15 protein-coding genes and 1 pseudogene are annotated in these 15,259 nt (G+C 69.1%); 4 read left to right on the top strand and 12 right to left on the bottom strand.

Annotation, left to right across the window (positions count from 1 at the left end; all coding sequences use genetic code 11):
* Window positions 1–163 precede the first annotated feature (163 nt).
* Entirely contained in the window at window positions 164–1,489 is a 1,326-nt protein-coding gene (locus JEQ17_RS31200; protein WP_200398244.1) for a GH1 family beta-glucosidase, read from the top strand.
* Window positions 1,490–1,710: 221 nt separating this feature from the next.
* Here the strand turns inward: JEQ17_RS31200 and era are convergent, their stop codons facing one another.
* Window positions 1,711–2,670 (bottom strand): GTPase Era, encoded by a 960-nt coding sequence (era, locus tag JEQ17_RS31195; RefSeq protein ID WP_200398243.1) that lies wholly within the window; start codon window positions 2,668–2,670, stop codon window positions 1,711–1,713.
* A 187-nt stretch (window positions 2,671–2,857) separates the two neighbouring features.
* On the opposite strand from era, the gene JEQ17_RS31190 reads away from it, so the two are divergent.
* Window positions 2,858–3,196: a P-II family nitrogen regulator gene (locus JEQ17_RS31190; protein ID WP_200398242.1), complete on the top strand. Its 339-nt coding sequence runs from the start codon at window positions 2,858–2,860 to the stop codon at window positions 3,194–3,196.
* Here JEQ17_RS31190 and JEQ17_RS31185 read toward each other — a convergent pair.
* The 5 genes and pseudogenes from JEQ17_RS31185 to JEQ17_RS31165 all read right to left on the bottom strand — a co-directional run.
* Window positions 3,093–4,103 (bottom strand): annotated as a pseudogene (locus JEQ17_RS31185) (WxL protein peptidoglycan domain-containing protein); the annotation flags it as partial. The gene JEQ17_RS31190 and the pseudogene JEQ17_RS31185 overlap by 104 nt on opposite strands.
* Before the next feature lie 119 nt (window positions 4,104–4,222).
* Window positions 4,223–5,551: a WxL domain-containing protein gene (locus tag JEQ17_RS31180; RefSeq protein WP_200398241.1), complete on the bottom strand. Its 1,329-nt coding sequence runs from the start codon at window positions 5,549–5,551 to the stop codon at window positions 4,223–4,225.
* A 285-nt stretch (window positions 5,552–5,836) separates the two neighbouring features.
* The gene (locus JEQ17_RS31175; protein WP_200398240.1) at window positions 5,837–6,313 is read right to left on the bottom strand and encodes a hypothetical protein; all 477 of its coding nucleotides are present in this window, start codon (window positions 6,311–6,313) and stop codon (window positions 5,837–5,839) included.
* A 462-nt stretch (window positions 6,314–6,775) separates the two neighbouring features.
* Window positions 6,776–7,129, bottom strand: a complete 354-nt coding sequence (locus JEQ17_RS31170) for a cytidine/deoxycytidylate deaminase family protein (RefSeq protein ID WP_200398239.1) — start codon at window positions 7,127–7,129, stop codon at window positions 6,776–6,778.
* 147 nt (window positions 7,130–7,276) lie between these two features.
* Window positions 7,277–8,098 (bottom strand): helix-turn-helix transcriptional regulator, encoded by an 822-nt coding sequence (locus JEQ17_RS31165; RefSeq protein WP_383398621.1) that lies wholly within the window; start codon window positions 8,096–8,098, stop codon window positions 7,277–7,279.
* 145 nt (window positions 8,099–8,243) lie between these two features.
* Here JEQ17_RS31165 and JEQ17_RS31160 point away from each other — a divergent pair, with 145 nt between their 5' ends.
* A complete protein-coding gene (locus JEQ17_RS31160) occupies window positions 8,244–9,698 on the top strand; it encodes an MFS transporter (RefSeq protein ID WP_200398237.1) in 1,455 nt (484 codons plus the stop codon).
* Between the two features lie 32 nt (window positions 9,699–9,730).
* On the opposite strand, the gene JEQ17_RS31155 is transcribed toward JEQ17_RS31160, so the two are convergent.
* Together JEQ17_RS31155 and JEQ17_RS31150 are read right to left on the bottom strand one after the other, a co-directional pair.
* On the bottom strand, window positions 9,731–9,961 hold the full coding sequence (locus tag JEQ17_RS31155) for a DUF397 domain-containing protein (RefSeq protein ID WP_200398236.1): 231 nt from the start codon (window positions 9,959–9,961) through the stop codon (window positions 9,731–9,733).
* A 181-nt stretch (window positions 9,962–10,142) separates the two neighbouring features.
* Window positions 10,143–11,042 carry a helix-turn-helix domain-containing protein gene (locus JEQ17_RS31150; RefSeq protein ID WP_200398235.1) on the bottom strand — a complete coding sequence of 300 codons (900 nt, stop codon included), beginning with the start codon at window positions 11,040–11,042 and terminating at the stop codon, window positions 10,143–10,145.
* Between the two features lie 470 nt (window positions 11,043–11,512).
* Between JEQ17_RS31150 and JEQ17_RS50550 the strand changes: the two genes are divergently transcribed.
* On the top strand, window positions 11,513–11,641 hold the full coding sequence (locus JEQ17_RS50550; RefSeq protein ID WP_257678097.1) for a hypothetical protein: 129 nt from the start codon (window positions 11,513–11,515) through the stop codon (window positions 11,639–11,641).
* A gap of 201 nt (window positions 11,642–11,842) precedes the next feature.
* On the opposite strand, the gene JEQ17_RS31145 is transcribed toward JEQ17_RS50550, so the two are convergent.
* The 4 genes from JEQ17_RS31145 to JEQ17_RS31130 are packed head-to-tail and all read right to left on the bottom strand — an operon-like array spanning window position 11,843 to window position 15,071.
* On the bottom strand, window positions 11,843–12,202 hold the full coding sequence (locus tag JEQ17_RS31145; RefSeq protein ID WP_200398234.1) for an MmcQ/YjbR family DNA-binding protein: 360 nt from the start codon (window positions 12,200–12,202) through the stop codon (window positions 11,843–11,845).
* Window positions 12,199–13,503 (bottom strand): hemolysin family protein, encoded by a 1,305-nt coding sequence (locus JEQ17_RS31140; RefSeq protein WP_200398233.1) that lies wholly within the window; start codon window positions 13,501–13,503, stop codon window positions 12,199–12,201. Before JEQ17_RS31140 ends, JEQ17_RS31145 begins: the two co-directional genes overlap by 4 nt.
* Window positions 13,500–14,000, bottom strand: coding sequence for an rRNA maturation RNase YbeY (ybeY, locus tag JEQ17_RS31135; protein WP_055612361.1), 501 nt, complete (start codon window positions 13,998–14,000; stop codon window positions 13,500–13,502). Before ybeY ends, JEQ17_RS31140 begins: the two co-directional genes overlap by 4 nt.
* 12 nt (window positions 14,001–14,012) lie before the next feature.
* Complete coding sequence (locus tag JEQ17_RS31130) at window positions 14,013–15,071, bottom strand: PhoH family protein (protein WP_200398232.1); 1,059 nt, start codon at window positions 15,069–15,071, stop codon at window positions 14,013–14,015.
* Between the last annotated feature and the right edge of the window lie 188 nt (window positions 15,072–15,259).

Below are 15,259 nucleotides of genomic sequence, written 5' to 3'. Positions count from 1 at the left end.
CGCCCTCCAGGGGCGCGGGGAACTGCGCGACCAGCCACATCCGCCCCGCAGCCGCCCAACCACAGCAAGCCCCTCCCCTCCAGGCGCCCTCGGCGGAACAAGTAACGGCCACTTCACCCAACCCCGTTGACTTCGCTCAAGCCCGCTACAGATGATCGCGCGCATGGCGAACACGGCGACCAACCCGATCCCCCAGTTCCCGGCCGGCTTCCTCTGGGGCGTGTCCACCTCGGCCCACCAGATCGAGGGCGCGGCGGACAAGCGCGCCCCCTCGGTCTGGGACGCCTTCACGGCCGAACCGGGGCACATCAAGGACAACTCCACCGCGGCGGTGGCCTGCGACCACTACCACCGCTACCCGGAGGACGTCGCGCTCCTGCGCGACCTCGGCGTGGACGCGTACCGCTTCTCGATCTCCTGGCCGCGGGTGAACTCCCCCGGCGGCCTGGACTTCTACGACCGCCTGGTGGACGAACTGACCGCGGCGGGCGTACGCGCCGTCCCGACCCTCTTCCACTGGGATCTGCCGGTGTCGGTCGAGGAGGCGGGCGGCTGGCTGAACCGGGACACGGCCGAGCGCTTCGCCGAGTACGCCGCCCTGGTGGCCGACCGGCTAGGCGACCGGATCAGCAAGTGGATCACCCTCAACGAGCCTGCCGAACACACCCTGTTGGGCCATGCCCTGGGTGCCCACGCGCCGGGCAAGCAGCTCCTCTTCGACGCACTGCCGGTCGCCCACCACCAGCTGTTGGGCCACGGCCTGGCCGTACGGGCCCTGCGCGCGGCCGGAGTCACGGACATCGGCATCGCCAACTCGCACGGACCGACCTGGCCCGCGTCCCAGGAACCGGAGGACCTGGAGGCGGCGGCCTTCTACGACCTCCTCCTCAACCGGCTGTTCGCGGACCCGGTGCTGACGGGCCAATACCCGGAGGGCCTCGGCGAGTTGATGCCCGGGGACGTCGAGGCCGACCTGAAGGTCATCGCGGAGCCGATCGACTGGTACGGGATCAACTACTACGCCCCGACGAGGGTGGGCGCGCCCCAGGGTTCGGAGATCGAGTTCGGCGGACTGACGATGCCCGCGGAACTCCCCTTCTCCGTAAGGGAGATCGACGGCTACCCGGTCACGGACTTCGGCTGGCCGGTGGTCCCTCATGCGCTCACGGAACTGCTGGTGGACTTCCACAAGCGGTACGGCGACCGGCTCCCGCCCATCGTCATCACGGAGAACGGCTGCTCGTACGAGGGCCTCGACGACCAGGACCGGATCACCTACCTGGACGGTCATCTGCGGGCGCTGCACCGGGCGTTGGAGCAGGGTGTGGACGTCCGCGGCTACTTCGTCTGGTCACTCCTCGACAACTTCGAATGGGCCGAGGGCTACGCCCGCCGCTTCGGCCTGGTCCACGTGGACTTCAAAACCCTGACCCGCACGCCGAAGGCGTCGTACGCCTGGCTAAGGGCCGCGATCCAATCCCAGCGATGAGTTTTCTCGCCCCCGCCGCCCCTACCCATTCCCGTCACTGACTCAGGGGCTCCGCCCCCGAACCCCCAAAAGACTGCGCAGTTCCCCGCGCCCCTTAAAGGGGCGCGGGGAACTGCGCGACAAGCCACAGCCGGACCCGCACCCGAAATCGCACCCGCCGGGGGCCTGGGGGCGGAGCCCCCAGTTTCGGGAAGGGGTGGGGCTGGGGAAGGAGAAAGGTCTTAAAAACCAAGCTTGCGCAGCTGGCGCGGATCCCGCTGCCAGTCCTTGGCAACCTTCACATGGAGGTCGAGAAAGACCGGCGTACCCAGCAACGCCTCAATCTGCTTGCGCGACTTGATCCCAACCTCCTTCAACCGCTTGCCCTTGGGCCCAATAATGATCCCCTTCTGACTGGGCCGCTCGATATAGACAAACGCGTGGATGTCGAGAAGAGGCTTGTCGGCAGGCCGATCCTCGCGGGGAAGCATCTCCTCGACGACAACGGCGATGGAGTGCGGCAACTCGTCCCGCACCCCCTCCAACGCGGCCTCACGGATCAGCTCGGCCACCATCACCTGCTCGGGCTCGTCCGTGAGGTCACCCTCGGGATAGAGCGCGGGCCCCTCCGGAAGCAGGGGCACCAGCAGATCCGCGAGCAGATCCACCTGCTTGTCCCCGACCGCGGACACCGGCACGATCTCGGCCCACTCGAAGCCGAGCTCCTTGCCGAGCTGGTCGATGGCGATGAGCTGCTCGGCGAGCGTCTTGCTGTCCACGAGGTCGGTCTTCGTCACGATCGCGATCTTCGGCGTCTTCTTGATCGACGCCAGTTCCTTCGCGATGAAACGGTCACCGGGACCGAGCTTCTCGTTGGCCGGCAGACAGAACCCGATCACGTCGACCTCGGCCCACGTCGTCCGTACGACGTCGTTCAGCCGCTGGCCGAGCAGCGTGCGCGGTTTGTGCAGCCCAGGCGTGTCCACGAGGATCAGCTGGGCGTCGGGCCGGTGCACGATGCCGCGCACGGTGTGCCGCGTCGTCTGCGGCTGGTTCGCCGTGATCGCCACCTTCTGGCCGACCAGAGCGTTCGTCAGGGTGGACTTGCCCGCGTTGGGGCGGCCCACGAAGCAGGCGAAGCCGGCGCGATGGATCGCCTCGGACGGCTCGGAGGACTGGGTACGAACGCTCATGAGCCCCATTGTCCCTGATCATCGGAGCCCTGCCGCACCCAGCGGCCACACACACCGGCCGGCACCTTACGACACAGGCCCGGACGGCCTACGATCACGGGGTTCCGGAGCACGGCTCCCACCTCCGTCGTACGTGCCCCGGCCACTCCCCGCCCGCCCCCGTCACCCGCATCGCGCAGAAGGCCAGGACCCCGGCATGAAGCTCATCACCGCGATCGTCAAGCCGCACCGGCTCGACGAGGTCAAGACCGCCCTCCAGGACATCGGCGTGCACGGGCTGACCGTCACGGAGGCCAGCGGGTACGGGCGCCAGCGCGGCCACACGGAGGTGTACCGCGGGGCCGAGTACCAGGTCGACCTGGTCCCCAAGATCCGTATCGAGGTCGTCGTCGAGGACGCGGACGCCGACGCCGTCATCGAAGGGATCGTGAAGGCGGCGAAGACGGGGAAGATCGGCGACGGAAAGGTATGGGCCGTGCCGGTGGAGACGGTGGTGCGGGTACGGACGGGCGAGCGCGGCCCCGACGCCCTCTGATCCTGATCCCCACCGCCACGCCCGCGATCCCCGCTGCCAGTACGACCGCGACGAGCCACGGCAGCGCGAAGAACGACGTACTCGCCGACTCACGGGTGTCGTGCGCGCTGGCCGTCAACGTCACGTCGCCCCAGTCGAGTTGGGGCGCACCACGCCACGGTTCGCTCAACTTCACCCGCTGCCCGGGCAGCAGCTCGGAGGGGACCTCGGCCAGGTCACGGGCGAGCAGCGTACGGCCGAAGAGCCCCTCGGCCTTCAGCTCCACCTTGGGGTTGAGGGTGACATTGCCGGTGTTGTGGAGGGTGTACGAGACGGTGGCCGTGCTGTCGCCGATGCCGGGCACGAGCGGCTGGTGGTGGGTGATGCGGACGTCCTCGACGGCGACGGCGGGCACGGTCGGTCCGCCCACCCGCAGATAGATCCGGGCGCCGACGGCCCGCTGCACGCCGACCTCGACGGCCCCCGACCCGCCGTCGATCCGCTCGTCGAGAGCGACCAGCGCACCCGGGTGATCCCCGGGTTCGGCGCCCTCGGGCACCCGGATCGTGAACGGCACGGTGACCGAGCCGTGGGCGGGCACGGTCACCCGGGACTTCGTGGGCTTCGCCCAGGCGCCGACGCCCCGCTGCTTCTCCTTGTGGGTGCGCACCGCGAATCCGCCGTCCCGGGCGGTGTTGTAGGCGTCGGCCGCGTACAGCCGGAAGGTCAGTGGCGCCCCGGTCTTGTTGGCGACGGTCACCTTGTCGTCGATGGTCGTCCCGGGGTCGGCGGAGAGGTGGAAGTAGGGCCGCGAGGCGAGGTCCGTCGAGACGGGGTAGACGGACCAGCTGCCGTTGTCGGCGGCGTACGCGGGCGCCCCGGTCAGGCCGAGGAAGAGCAACAGGAGGAGGACGAACGGCTTGCGCATGGGTGCGGACCCCCGGTGAGCGAGTCGGACGAGGCGGACGGGCGGGTGCGCGCCCGGCCACCGACGAAACAAGCCTGCTGACAGCTCTGTTGACGAACCGTCAGGTGTTTCAGGGTGTGTCAGGTGAGCGTGAGCGTCAGAACGCCGGAGTACGCGCCGGGCGGGGTGAACGCCGGAACGTTCAGCGAAAGCCTGGCGTCGACGGTGAACTCGCCGCCGGTCTGCGCGCCGTTGGGCGTTGACGCCAGGGTCGCTCCGGCGCTGCCGACCGAGCCGGGCGAACCGGGCTGGCAGGTGCTCGGGCTGCCGGTCTTGGTGGCGCAGACCGGGGTCCAGCCCAGCTTGGCCGCTTCGATCTTCGCCCCGCCGGGACCGGCGAAGTCGGTGACCTTGCCGGTCAGGGACCAGCCCGCGGGTCCGCCGCGGAAGTCCTTGACGGTCACCGTCTGCAGGGAGCCGCGCGAGAAGCCGCCCTTGCCGTAGTCGACCGCCGCGAGTTCAACGGTGTCACCGGCCTGGGTCATGGACAACGTGCCCGCCTTGACCGAGGAGTTGACCTTCTGACTGCCCTCGGGGAGCGGCGTGTTGTCCTCGATGACGACATAGGCGGCGGGCCCGGCCCCCTTGCTGTCGCTCCAGGCACTCCCCTCGTACGCCACGACCCCGGTCGTCGCCTTGTCGTTGACGGTCAGGGTGCCGCTGATGGCGCCCTGGGCGTTCGCGGTGGTGGTGCCCTTGTCGGCGGTCTCGGCGGCGCCGGCCCGTCCGGCGAGGGTGACCGCTGCGCCCGGGGTGAAGTTCGTGCCGGTGACGGTCACGCTGTCACCCGGCTTTCCGGAAGCCGTACCGAGGCTGATGGCACGGTTGTTGGTCTGTCCGCCGTCCGTCGCGGTGACCGTCTCGGAGACGGGGGCGGGCGGGTTGGTGACCGTGCACGGGGTGTCCAGCTCCAGGAGATAGCTGGTGTGGATGTTGTAGTCGCCGGGCGAGAGGGTGATCGCGCCGGGTGTGGTGACCGTGAAGGTGCCGGTCATCGAGAAGGACGGGAAGGCGCCCTTCCCCGGTACCGGGTCGTTCTTCTTCGGGCCCGCGACCGTGACGGCACCGGTCTGCACGCCACCGAGGGTGACCTTGCCGGTGGGCGTCATGATGTCGGCGGGCAGGGCGATGTCGACCGGGTTGGACGCGGCGGGCTTGACCACCGTGTACGTGACGGTGACCGTGTCGCCCACCTTGGGCGTGGCGTTGTCCACCGTGATCCTGGCGGTGGTGGTGCCGTCGATCGGCGGGATGCCCGCGATGGGCGGCGGGACGCAGTGCGTGGCGAACTCGACCTGCTGAGGCTCCGCGCTCGCGGGACAGGCGAGCGCACCTCCCCCGGTGACCGCGAGCGCGGTCGCTCCGAGAAGTGCCGCCCAACGGTGGCGTCTTCGGGTTCCTGAACCCATGGTTGCCCCTCCTGAGGATGCGGGCGCAGCGGCTCTTCCGCGTTCTTCTGCGCCGACAGGGGGACATTGATGTGTTGGTTGTGTGAAAAGTCAATGGAATCGCCGGACGTCAACTGATGGGCCATCAGCTTCTGTCAACTTCGTTGCACAACAGGGCAGTTGAGCACGAAGACCGGTGCCGCCGCGCGCAGGCGACACCGGTCCATGGCTCGACTTGCTCGTGGGGGGTTGCCTCGCGGGGAGGGTTGCCTCGTGGGGGTTACGGAGAGGGCTGCCGCCCGGGGCTCACTCGAACACGAACGGGCCCGGCGACTGCGGCCCCTGCGCCGTACACGTCACGGTGATGAATCCGAAGATCACCATCCGCAGGGAGCCGCCGTTCGCCTCCAGGCTGTCGCCGGGCGCGACGGTGCCGGTCAGCGGGCCGACCGAGACGCCGTCACCCGCGTCCATGGCGGGGTTCTTGGTGCCCGTGAAGGCGGTCGTGCCGCCGCCCGCCTTCACCATGGTGAGTGTGGAGACGATCGAGTCCGCGCCGAGGGCGAGCGGGGAGGTGATCTCGGACGAGCTGAGGGTGATGGTGGCGGAGGTGCCGGTCTGGGTGGCCGTGAGGGTGGCCTCACCGCCGCCGTAGGCGCCGCAGTCGGCGATGATCGTGGCGGACTGGGGGACGACGGCTGCGGCACCCGGAGCGAGGGCCAGGCCGGCGGCGAGGGTGCCGGCGGCTAACGCCGCACCGATTCCGAGTCGCTTGCATCTCATTGGGGGATTCCCTTCCCTTGTACGGGAATTGCCATGTGGGGACGCTCGACGGGCGCGCCGTCGTGCGGGCACGCGTGCTTGCCACCGGTGCCTGTTCGGCGGGCCGGCGACGGTGCGGGGATTCACGTGCGCACGGACCAGTCACCACGAGCGGTGTGCGGGCACGCTGCGCGGCGACGAATCTGACGGTCCGTCGGAAGAGCTGTCGTCCATTGAGACGCGAGCGGCCCGGGATTGCAAGAGAAGCGGTGGGGAATCTTCCGCCGGCCGAAGATGTGGCCGAAGTCGACCGGTGGGGCCCATGCCTCGGGGGCTCCGCCCCCGCGCCCCTAGAAGGGGCGCGGGGAACTGCGCGACAAGCCACAACGAACCCGCACCCGAAATCGCACCCGCCGGGGGTCTGGGGGCGGAGCCCCCAGTTTCGGGAAGGGGTGGGGCTGGGGAAGAAAAACGCCCGGGGCCTCAGCCCACGGCAACCCGCACCCGAACCTCCCCATCAACCCCAGCGACCAGCACAACCGCCCCAGGCCCACCAAGATCCCGCACAACCGCCAGATCACCGTCCGCCAAGGACTCCGCCTCGGTCACCACGGCCCCCGCCTCCAACGCCTTCGCCCCGGAAGCCACAGCCATGGCCACCGCGGTCTGCAGCGCACTGAGCCGCAGAGAAGGCAGGTCAACGCTCCCCGCAACATACGTACGGCCGGTCTCGTCACGCACGGCCGCCCCCTCGGGCACACCATTGCGGGCCCGTACGGAACGGGCCAGGGTGACGATCTTGCGGTCCTCGGGATCGAGCGCGGTGCTGTCGGTCATGCCCAGAGCATACGAAGCCCGACCCGCCTCCCGCGCGGCGGTACGCGACACCGCCCAGCCGTAGACCCGACACACCTGCAAACCCTGCACACTCATCCCAGCATCCCCGGGCCAACGCCGCCCCCCACCAACCCGGCCACTACCCAGCTACCCAGCAACCGGATACATCGCCCCACGCCGCCCCTCCGCGGAGGCCAGCCACTCCAGCTTCGTCGAGGTGTTGGCCTCGGGCAGCGGCGTGTGCAGCACGATCGTGAGGTCGGGCCGCGCCGGCACCTTCATGGCGGTCGCCTCCAGGACCAGCACCCCGACCAGCGGATGGTCGAGCTCCTTGCGGGTCTGCCCCGGAGCCTCGATGTCCCGCCGCTCCCACAGCTCCGTGAACTCGGCACTGGCCGCCTTCACCCGGGCCAGTACGTCCTGGAACCCCTCGTCGTCGGGAGCGGCCGCGCAGGAGGCGCGGAACTGGGCGACGACCGTCCGGGCGTTCTCCTGCCAGGTCAGCGACCGCCCCCGGTAGAGCGGGTCGGTGAAGAAGTCGAGGAGGCAGTTCTGCACGTCCTTGGGACGCATGCCGAGAACCGCCCCGGCGGCGTCGTTGTACATGACGCAGTTGTAGTACGCGTCCATGATGTGCGCCGGATACGGCATCCAGGTGTCGATCAGCCGCCGCAGCCCCTCGCACATGTCCCGGTCCCCCGGCGCGACCTCGGGCGCGGGCGGATTGAGCCCGGCGAGCAGATACAGATGGCGCCGCTCGGCGTTGCTCAGCCGCAGCACACGGGCCACCGAGTCGAGCACCTGCGGCGACACGGAGATGTCCCGCCCCTGCTCCAGCCACTGGTACCAGGAGGCGCCGACACCGGCGAGCACGGCGACCTCCTCGCGACGCAGCCCGGGAGTACGCCGACGGGCACCGCCGTCCGGCAGCCCGGCCTGGGCCGGGGACACCCTCGCCCGGCGGCTCATCAGGAACTCACGCAGCTCACTCAGCCGACGGGTCTTGAGCACGTCGTCAACCACGTAGGAATCCCCCTCCGGGTGGCTGGTGTTGCGACCACCAGCATAAGTTCCGGCTCCCCACCGATATTCCGACGCCCACAAGCTCGTGCCCATGGCGATCGAATCCTCCGCACCCACCCCTGTGCACGAGCCCGAACACGAACACGAACACGAACCAACCGCTCAAGAACCGGCGGCCCCCGCCCCTCACCTCTCCACCCGGGACAAACTGGTCCTGTTCGTCCTCTGCGCGGCCCAGTTCATGGTCGCCCTCGACTTCTCCGTGCTGAACGTGGCGTTGCCGGTTCTCGGCCAGGACCTGGGCATGAGCCAGTCGGCCCTCCAGTGGGCGGTCACGGCGTTCGCCCTGCCGTCCGGCGGATTCCTGCTGCTCTTCGGACGGATGGGTGACCTGTACGGGCGCCGCAGGCTGTTCCTCGCCGGGCTCGCCCTCTTCGGCGCGGCCTCGCTGCTCGCGACCTTCGCCTGGGACCCGGCGTCGTTCCTGGCCGGACGGGCGTTGCAGGGCCTCGGCGCGGCGGCGATCGTACCGACGGGCATGTCGCTGCTGACGACGACGTTCCCGGAGGGCCCGGCCCGCGACCGTGCCCTCGGCATCAGCGGCACGCTGCTCTCGCTCGGCTTCACCGTCGGGATGGTGGCGGGCGGGGTGCTGACCGACGCGTTCGGCTGGCGCTCCACGATGGGCCTGCTGACGCTCTTCGCCCTGATCGTGCTGCCCCTGGCACCGACCCTGCTCCCGGAGTCCCGCCACAGCGACCGCCCCCGCCTGGACGTCCCGGGCGCGGTGACGGTCACCGGCGGTCTGCTCGCCCTGATCTACGCCCTGTCGACGGCGGCGGAACGCGGCTTCGGCAGCGCGGACGTGATCGCGGCCCTGATCGCCGGAGTCGCCCTGCTCGCACTCTTCGGATACGTCGAGTCGCGCACCGCGGAGCCCCTGGTCTCCCTGCCGATGCTGGGCCGCCGCACAGTGGCGTGGGGCAATCTGGGCGGCCTGGTCACCTTCTCGATGATGTCGACGGTGATCTTCGTCCTGACGCTCTACCTCCAGGAGACGCTGCGTCTGTCGGCCTTCGAGACGGGCCTGGTCTTCGGCTTCGTGGGCGTGATGTCCGCGGTGGCGGGCGCCTGCGCCCCGAGGATCATCGGCCGCCTCGGCGCCCGCCGCACACTGGTCGCCTCGCTCGCCGGCCAGGGCGCGTTCATCGCTTCCCTGCTCGCCCTCGGCACCGGCGGAGGGTCGATCTGGCTGGCCACGGCCGCGGTGTCATTGGCCTGCATGTGCCACCTGGGCGCGATCATCTCGTACGGCCTGACCGTCACCTCGGGCGTCCCCGACCACGAACAGGGCCTCGCCACCGGCCTGGTGACCTCCACCCAGCAGGTCGGCCTCACCATCGGCATCCCCCTCCTCGGCATCCTGGCCACCACATCCCCGAACCTCCTCTCCGGCGTCCACACGGTGGTGGCCCTGGACGCGGCGATCGTGCTGGGGGCGGCGGGGCTGGTGGCGCTGGGCCTGGGCCGAGCACCGCGCCACTGACCGGGGCACGACGACGGCCCGCGCCGGATGCCTCAGGCGCGGGCCGTCGTTTCGTGCGGAGAAGGTGGGGTGTCTCGCGGCGAGGGAGTCGCCATCAGGCCGAGGAAGGCACACCACGCCGTCGGTCCGAGGGCGACGACGCGGCCACGAGAGCGGATCGAGTCGCGTACCAGCACGGCTTCACCGGTCCAGGCGACTTCGACGCAGTTGCCCCCTCCACCCGTACTCGCGCTGCTCTTGCGCCATGCCCATGAGCCACCCACGCTTCTCCTCCAGCCCGGGTGCAAAGGCCCCACCGCGGCTTCCCCTCGTACCGCTGGCGCGCGGGCAGGCAGCACCTCTTTCAGGATAGTGCGGGGTCATCCGGACATGGAGAGCTGAAACCCGCCAACATCCCGCACACCAACGCGAGTTGACGCAGTCCGTAGGGCGGGAAGGCTCCCGCTACTCCGCTTCGTTCTCCAGAAGCGTCTCCAGGTCGTCGGATCCCTCACCCATCCTGGCCGCGAGCCTGGGCAGCACGACGCCGGCCTCGTCCTTGATGGCCAGGTCTTCCAGCTCCCAGAACGTCTCCAGATAACGCCCCGTCTCCTCGGCCGAGTTGCCGGCGTAGGTGCCGCCGCGAGGGTCTTCCAGATACAGCGAGTCCGGCATCTCCTCGGCCTCGAACTCGAAGAGCGTGAAGGGCCCCTGCATGGCCGGATGGGTGCCGATACTGAACGGCAGGACCTGGATGGTGATGTGCGGTTCGGCTCCCAGCTCGGCAAGCCGCTCCAGCTGGGCCCGCATCACCCCACGCCCGCCGACGCGCCTGCGCACGACCGACTCGTCGAGGATGAAGAACAGTTGGCGCCCGCCTTCGGCGGACAGCACCTCCTGACGGGTGAGCCGCGCCTCGACGGCACGGTCCAGCGCCTCGTCGGAGACCCCCTTGTCGTAGGCCGTCATGACGGCCCGCGCATACTCCTCGGTCTGGAGGAGGCCCGGGATCACCAGCGAGCCGTAGTGCCGGATGATCGACGCCGCCGACTCCAGGGCGAGGAACTGGAGGAACTCCTTGCCGTACACGTCCCGGAACTCCGTGAAGGGCATCTTCCGGCTGCCCCGGGCCAGATCGAGCAGGGCATCGATCTTGCGCCGGTCACCGATCCCGTACGCGGCGAGAAGAGGGCGCAGGTCGTTGACGGAGATGCCGACCTCGCCCGCCTCGATACGGATCAGCTTGGAGGGGCTCCACTCCATCTTCGCCGCGACCTGGCGCTGTGTGAGATCGGCGGCGACACGTGCCCTGCGGAGCTCCGTACGCAGCCGTAGCCGCTGTAGTGCCGCACTTGGCGCGCTCACGATGGCTCCACCCCCAAACAGACCATGCGAGTTGCAACATAGCAGACTAGCATCTCACTCATCGAGTCCTTCCTGGCTGACAGTTTACTGGGCAGCCGAGGGGAACCTCGAATGGCGCACATTGGGTCGACAATCAGCAGCGCTCCCTCCGGCAGTTTGCCGAACGCTACCTCGCTCCTAGCGATGCGGCTGACAGTGAGACGTCTCAACGGAGCAACCGAAATTCTTCATGACATCCGCCAACTCGCCGACAGTACTACCCAGAAAAGGACCTGCAGGCTAGGCTGGCTCAAAGCAGTGCTGTACCCAACTGCCAAGCAGCACAGGGAGGTTGATCGCCAAGCGATCGCAGAGGTCGGCTCACCCCATCGGGTGCCCTCTCCTTCACCGCCTCGGAACCACCCGTTCGTGGCTCACCGCGGTATCCACGGCATCACGTGGAGCCGGGACCGAGGAAGGAGAACAGCCCCATGGCCGAAGAGCCGGACGGGCGTCGCAACATCCGCACGTGGGCCGAATGGGCGGTCATCGCCGCCCCCTGGGCCAGCCTCATCGCCGTGATCTACGAGATCATCGACGACTGGATCCTCCACGTGTGACACACACGTGGCCCCGACCAGAGGGGCCGGGGCCAGGTGAGGTGGACGCCAATACAAGTGTTCCACTCCGAGTCTCCTTGGCCGGTGCCCGGAGTGGAGCCGTCTCGCTTCCACCGGTCCCCCCATTCTGCCGCCCCGCCCACGCGATGGCGAGCCCGCAGGAACAGCTTCCTGAAGCAGGCACGGCCGCCGTGCGCTCCTTCAGCTCCGGTCCAGCCGCAGCCGTTCCGACCGGGGCAGTCCCGCCACCACGAGGTCGTACGAGTCCTCGACGAGTTCCCTGACCAGCCGGTCGGGGAGGTCCCCGTCGGCCGTCACCGTGTTCCAGTGGCGTTTGTTCATGTGGTAGCCCGGGATGATCAGGCCCTCGTACTCGGCGCGCAGGCGCACCGCGTCATCGGGGTCGCACTTCAGATTCACCGTGAGCGGACGGGCGTCCAGACTCGTCAGGGCGAACAGCTTGCCCAGCACCTTGAAGACCGAGATCTCCGGAGAGAAGGGGAAGTCCTCGACGGTCGCGTTGAAGGACAGGCAGAACGTGCGCAGCTCCTGCGGGGTCACTCCGGCTTCTCCTCCTCGGGGGAGCCGGCCGGGCCGACGGGCTCGACCAGCACCGTGACGATCTTGTTGCGGCGGCCGGCCGAGGCCTCCGCCGTCAGCCGCAGCTCGCGTCCGTCGGGCAGTTCGACCACCGACGAGGCGGCGGCGATGGGCACACGTCCGAGCGCCTTCGCGAGGAGGCCGCCCACCGTCTCGACGTCCTCGTCGTCGTACGCCTCGAAGCCGTACAGCTCGCCGAGGTCTCCGATGTCCAGCCGTGCGGTCACGCGGTAGCGGTCGTCGCCGAGGTCCTCCACGGGCGGCAGCTCACGGTCGTACTCGTCGGTGATCTCGCCGACGATCTCCTCGAGGATGTCCTCGATGGTGACGATGCCTGCCGTGCCGCCGTACTCGTCGATGACGACGGCGACGTGGTTGCGGTCCTGCTGCATCTCGCGCAGCAGATCGCCGGCGTTCTTCGTGTCCGGGACGAAGGCCGCCGGCCGCATCGCCGTCGACACGAGCTCGCTCTCCGCGTCCCGGCTGATGTGCGTCTTTCTGGCCAGGTCCTTCAGATACACGATCCCCACGATGTCGTCCTCGCTCTCCCCCGTGACGGGGACGCGGGAGAAACCGGACCGCAGGGCCAGCGTCAGCGCCTGCCGGATCGTCTTGTAGCGCTCGATGACCACCAGGTCCGTGCGCGGGACCATGACCTCCCGTACGAGCGTGTCGCCCAGCTCGAAGACGGAGTGCACCATGCGGCGCTCCTCGTCCTCGATGAGCGACTCCTTCTCCGCGAGGTCGACCATCGCGCGCAGCTCGGCCTCGGAGGCGAACGGACCGCGCCGGAAGCCCTTGCCGGGTGTGAGCGCGTTGCCGATGAGGATCAGGAGCGGCGGGATCGGGCCCATGATCCTGGCGAGCGGAAGCAGTACGTACGCGGCCGCCGTGGCCGTGTTCAGCGGGTGCTGACGGCCGATGGTGCGCGGGGAGACGCCGACCGCCACGTACGAGACGAGGACCATCACGCCGATGGCGACGGCCAGCGCCTCCCAGGTCTCGGCGAACTCCTGCAGACAGGCGTACGTGACGAGCGCGGCGGACGCCATCTCGCAGGCGACGCGCACCAGCAGCGCCACGTTCAGATAGCGGGTCGGGTCGGCGGCGACCTGGGCGAGCTTGGCGCTGCCGCGGCGGCCGGACCTGACGGCCTCCTCGGCGCGGAAGCTGGAGACGCGGGCGAGACCGGCCTCCGCGCAGGCGGCGAGCCAGGCGACCACGACCAGGGCGATGGCGCCCACGACGAGTTGCGGGCTCATGAGACGGTCGGGGCCGGGGACGGGCCGGTCAGGCCCTTCTCCGCACGCCAGCCGTCCACGATGGCCGCCTGGAGGCCGAACATCTCGGCCTTCTCGTCCGGCTCCTCGTGGTCGTAGCCGAGCAGATGCAGCACTCCATGGACGGTGAGGAGCTGGAGCTCCTCGTCCATGGAGTGCTGTGTGTCGGCTTCCTTGCCCTGCCGCTCGGCGACCTCGGGGCAGAGCACGATGTCACCGAGCAGCCCCTGGGGCGGCTGCTCGTCGTCGTCCTTCGACGGCGGCCGCAGCTCGTCCATCGGGAACGACATGACATCGGTCGGACCCGGCAGGTCCATCCACTGGATGTGCAACTGCTCCATGGCGTCGGCGTCCACGACGATCACCGAGAGCTCGGAGAGCGGGTGGATCCGCATCCGGGCGAGGGCATAGCGGGCGATGTCGAGGATCGCCTGCTCGTCGACCTCGGTTCCGGACTCGTTGTTGACGTCGATCGACATGGTCGCGCTGGTCTACTTCCGCTTGTTACGGGCGCCCTTGTGGGTGCCGTTCTCCGTACCGTTCTGGCTGTCGTACTTCTCGTACGCGTCGACGATACGGCCGACCAGCTTGTGCCGGACGACGTCGTGGGACGTGAGGCGGGAGAAGTGGACGTCGTCGAGGCCCTCCAGGATGTCCTGGACCTGACGCAGACCCGACTTCGTGCCGCTCGGCAGGTCGACCTGGGTGACGTCACCCGTGATCACGATCTTCGACTCGAAGCCGAGGCGGGTGAGGAACATCTTCATCTGTTCGGAGCTCGTGTTCTGGGCCTCGTCCAGAATGATGAAGGCGTCGTTGAGCGTACGACCACGCATGTAGGCGAGCGGGGCCACCTCGATGGTCCCGGCCGCCATCAGCCGCGGGATCGAGTCCGGGTCGAGCATGTCGTGCAGCGCGTCGTACAGCGGGCGCAGGTAGGGGTCGATCTTCTCGTAGAGCGTGCCGGGCAGGAATCCCAGCCGCTCTCCCGCCTCCACCGCGGGGCGGGTCAGGATGATCCGGCTGACCTGCTTGGCCTGGAGCGCCTGCACGGCCTTGGCCATGGCGAGGTAGGTCTTGCCCGTACCGGCGGGGCCGATGCCGAAGACGATGGTGTGCTTGTCGATGGCGTCGACGTAACGCTTCTGGTTGAGCGTCTTGGGGCGGATGGTGCGGCCGCGCGAGGACAGGATGTTCTGTGTGAGCACTTCGGCCGGGGTCTCCTGGCCGTCGCCCTCCCCGTTCTCGCTCGCCCTCAGCATGGCGATCGAGCGTTCCACTGCGTCCTCCGTCATCGGCTGTCCGGTGCGGAGCACCAGCATCATCTCGTCGAACAGGCGCTGGACGAGGGCCACTTCACGGGCATCGCCGACGGCGCTGATCTCATTGCCCCGGACATGGATGTCGGCCGCCGGGAAGGCCTTCTCGATCACGCGCAGAAGGGCGTCTCCAGACCCCAGCACGGTCACCATGGGGTGTTTGGCCGGGACGGTGAACTGCGCTCGTGACTGCCCCTGCGCGGGGGTGTGAGCTGTGGGTGTCTGCGTCATGGGCCGGCTCTGTAGGCCTGCTCATCCTCCTCGGTGAGGCACGCTTGCCGGTACGGCAGCCTTGTGCTTCCAAGAGTACGACGGGGCACCGACAACGCCGTAGGACTTTTCGCCCGCACCGGTGGCCTCACGTGAATCCGCCGGTGACCCGTGGCGAATCCTTCGGTGACCCCGCGTGAATCCACGCC

This window comes from Streptomyces liliifuscus (assembly GCF_016598615.1).
In the GTDB taxonomy this organism is placed as follows: domain Bacteria; phylum Actinomycetota; class Actinomycetes; order Streptomycetales; family Streptomycetaceae; genus Streptomyces; species Streptomyces liliifuscus.
The sequence above is the reverse complement of the archived record's forward strand: the minus strand, read 5'-3'. Positions and strand labels throughout refer to the sequence as shown.

What these genes read in the sequence shown, in the direction of transcription:
- JEQ17_RS31160 (WP_200398237.1), top strand. Translation starts at nt 8,244, where the DNA reads ATGGCGATCGAATCCTCCGCACCCACCCCTGTGCACGAGCCCGAACAC.
- JEQ17_RS31190 (WP_200398242.1), top strand. Translation starts at nt 2,858, where the DNA reads ATGAAGCTCATCACCGCGATCGTCAAGCCGCACCGGCTCGACGAGGTC.
- JEQ17_RS31200 (WP_200398244.1), top strand. Translation starts at nt 164, where the DNA reads ATGGCGAACACGGCGACCAACCCGATCCCCCAGTTCCCGGCCGGCTTC.
- JEQ17_RS50550 (WP_257678097.1), top strand. Translation starts at nt 11,513, where the DNA reads ATGGCCGAAGAGCCGGACGGGCGTCGCAACATCCGCACGTGGGCCGAA.
- JEQ17_RS31175 (WP_200398240.1), bottom strand. Translation starts at nt 6,313, where the DNA reads ATGAGATGCAAGCGACTCGGAATCGGTGCGGCGTTAGCCGCCGGCACC.
- ybeY (WP_055612361.1), bottom strand. Translation starts at nt 14,000, where the DNA reads ATGTCGATCGACGTCAACAACGAGTCCGGAACCGAGGTCGACGAGCAG.
- JEQ17_RS31140 (WP_200398233.1), bottom strand. Translation starts at nt 13,503, where the DNA reads ATGAGCCCGCAACTCGTCGTGGGCGCCATCGCCCTGGTCGTGGTCGCC.
- JEQ17_RS31180 (WP_200398241.1), bottom strand. Translation starts at nt 5,551, where the DNA reads ATGGGTTCAGGAACCCGAAGACGCCACCGTTGGGCGGCACTTCTCGGA.
- era (WP_200398243.1), bottom strand. Translation starts at nt 2,670, where the DNA reads ATGGGGCTCATGAGCGTTCGTACCCAGTCCTCCGAGCCGTCCGAGGCG.
- JEQ17_RS31170 (WP_200398239.1), bottom strand. Translation starts at nt 7,129, where the DNA reads ATGACCGACAGCACCGCGCTCGATCCCGAGGACCGCAAGATCGTCACC.
- JEQ17_RS31130 (WP_200398232.1), bottom strand. Translation starts at nt 15,071, where the DNA reads ATGACGCAGACACCCACAGCTCACACCCCCGCGCAGGGGCAGTCACGA.
- JEQ17_RS31165 (WP_383398621.1), bottom strand. Translation starts at nt 8,098, where the DNA reads ATGAGCCGCCGGGCGAGGGTGTCCCCGGCCCAGGCCGGGCTGCCGGAC.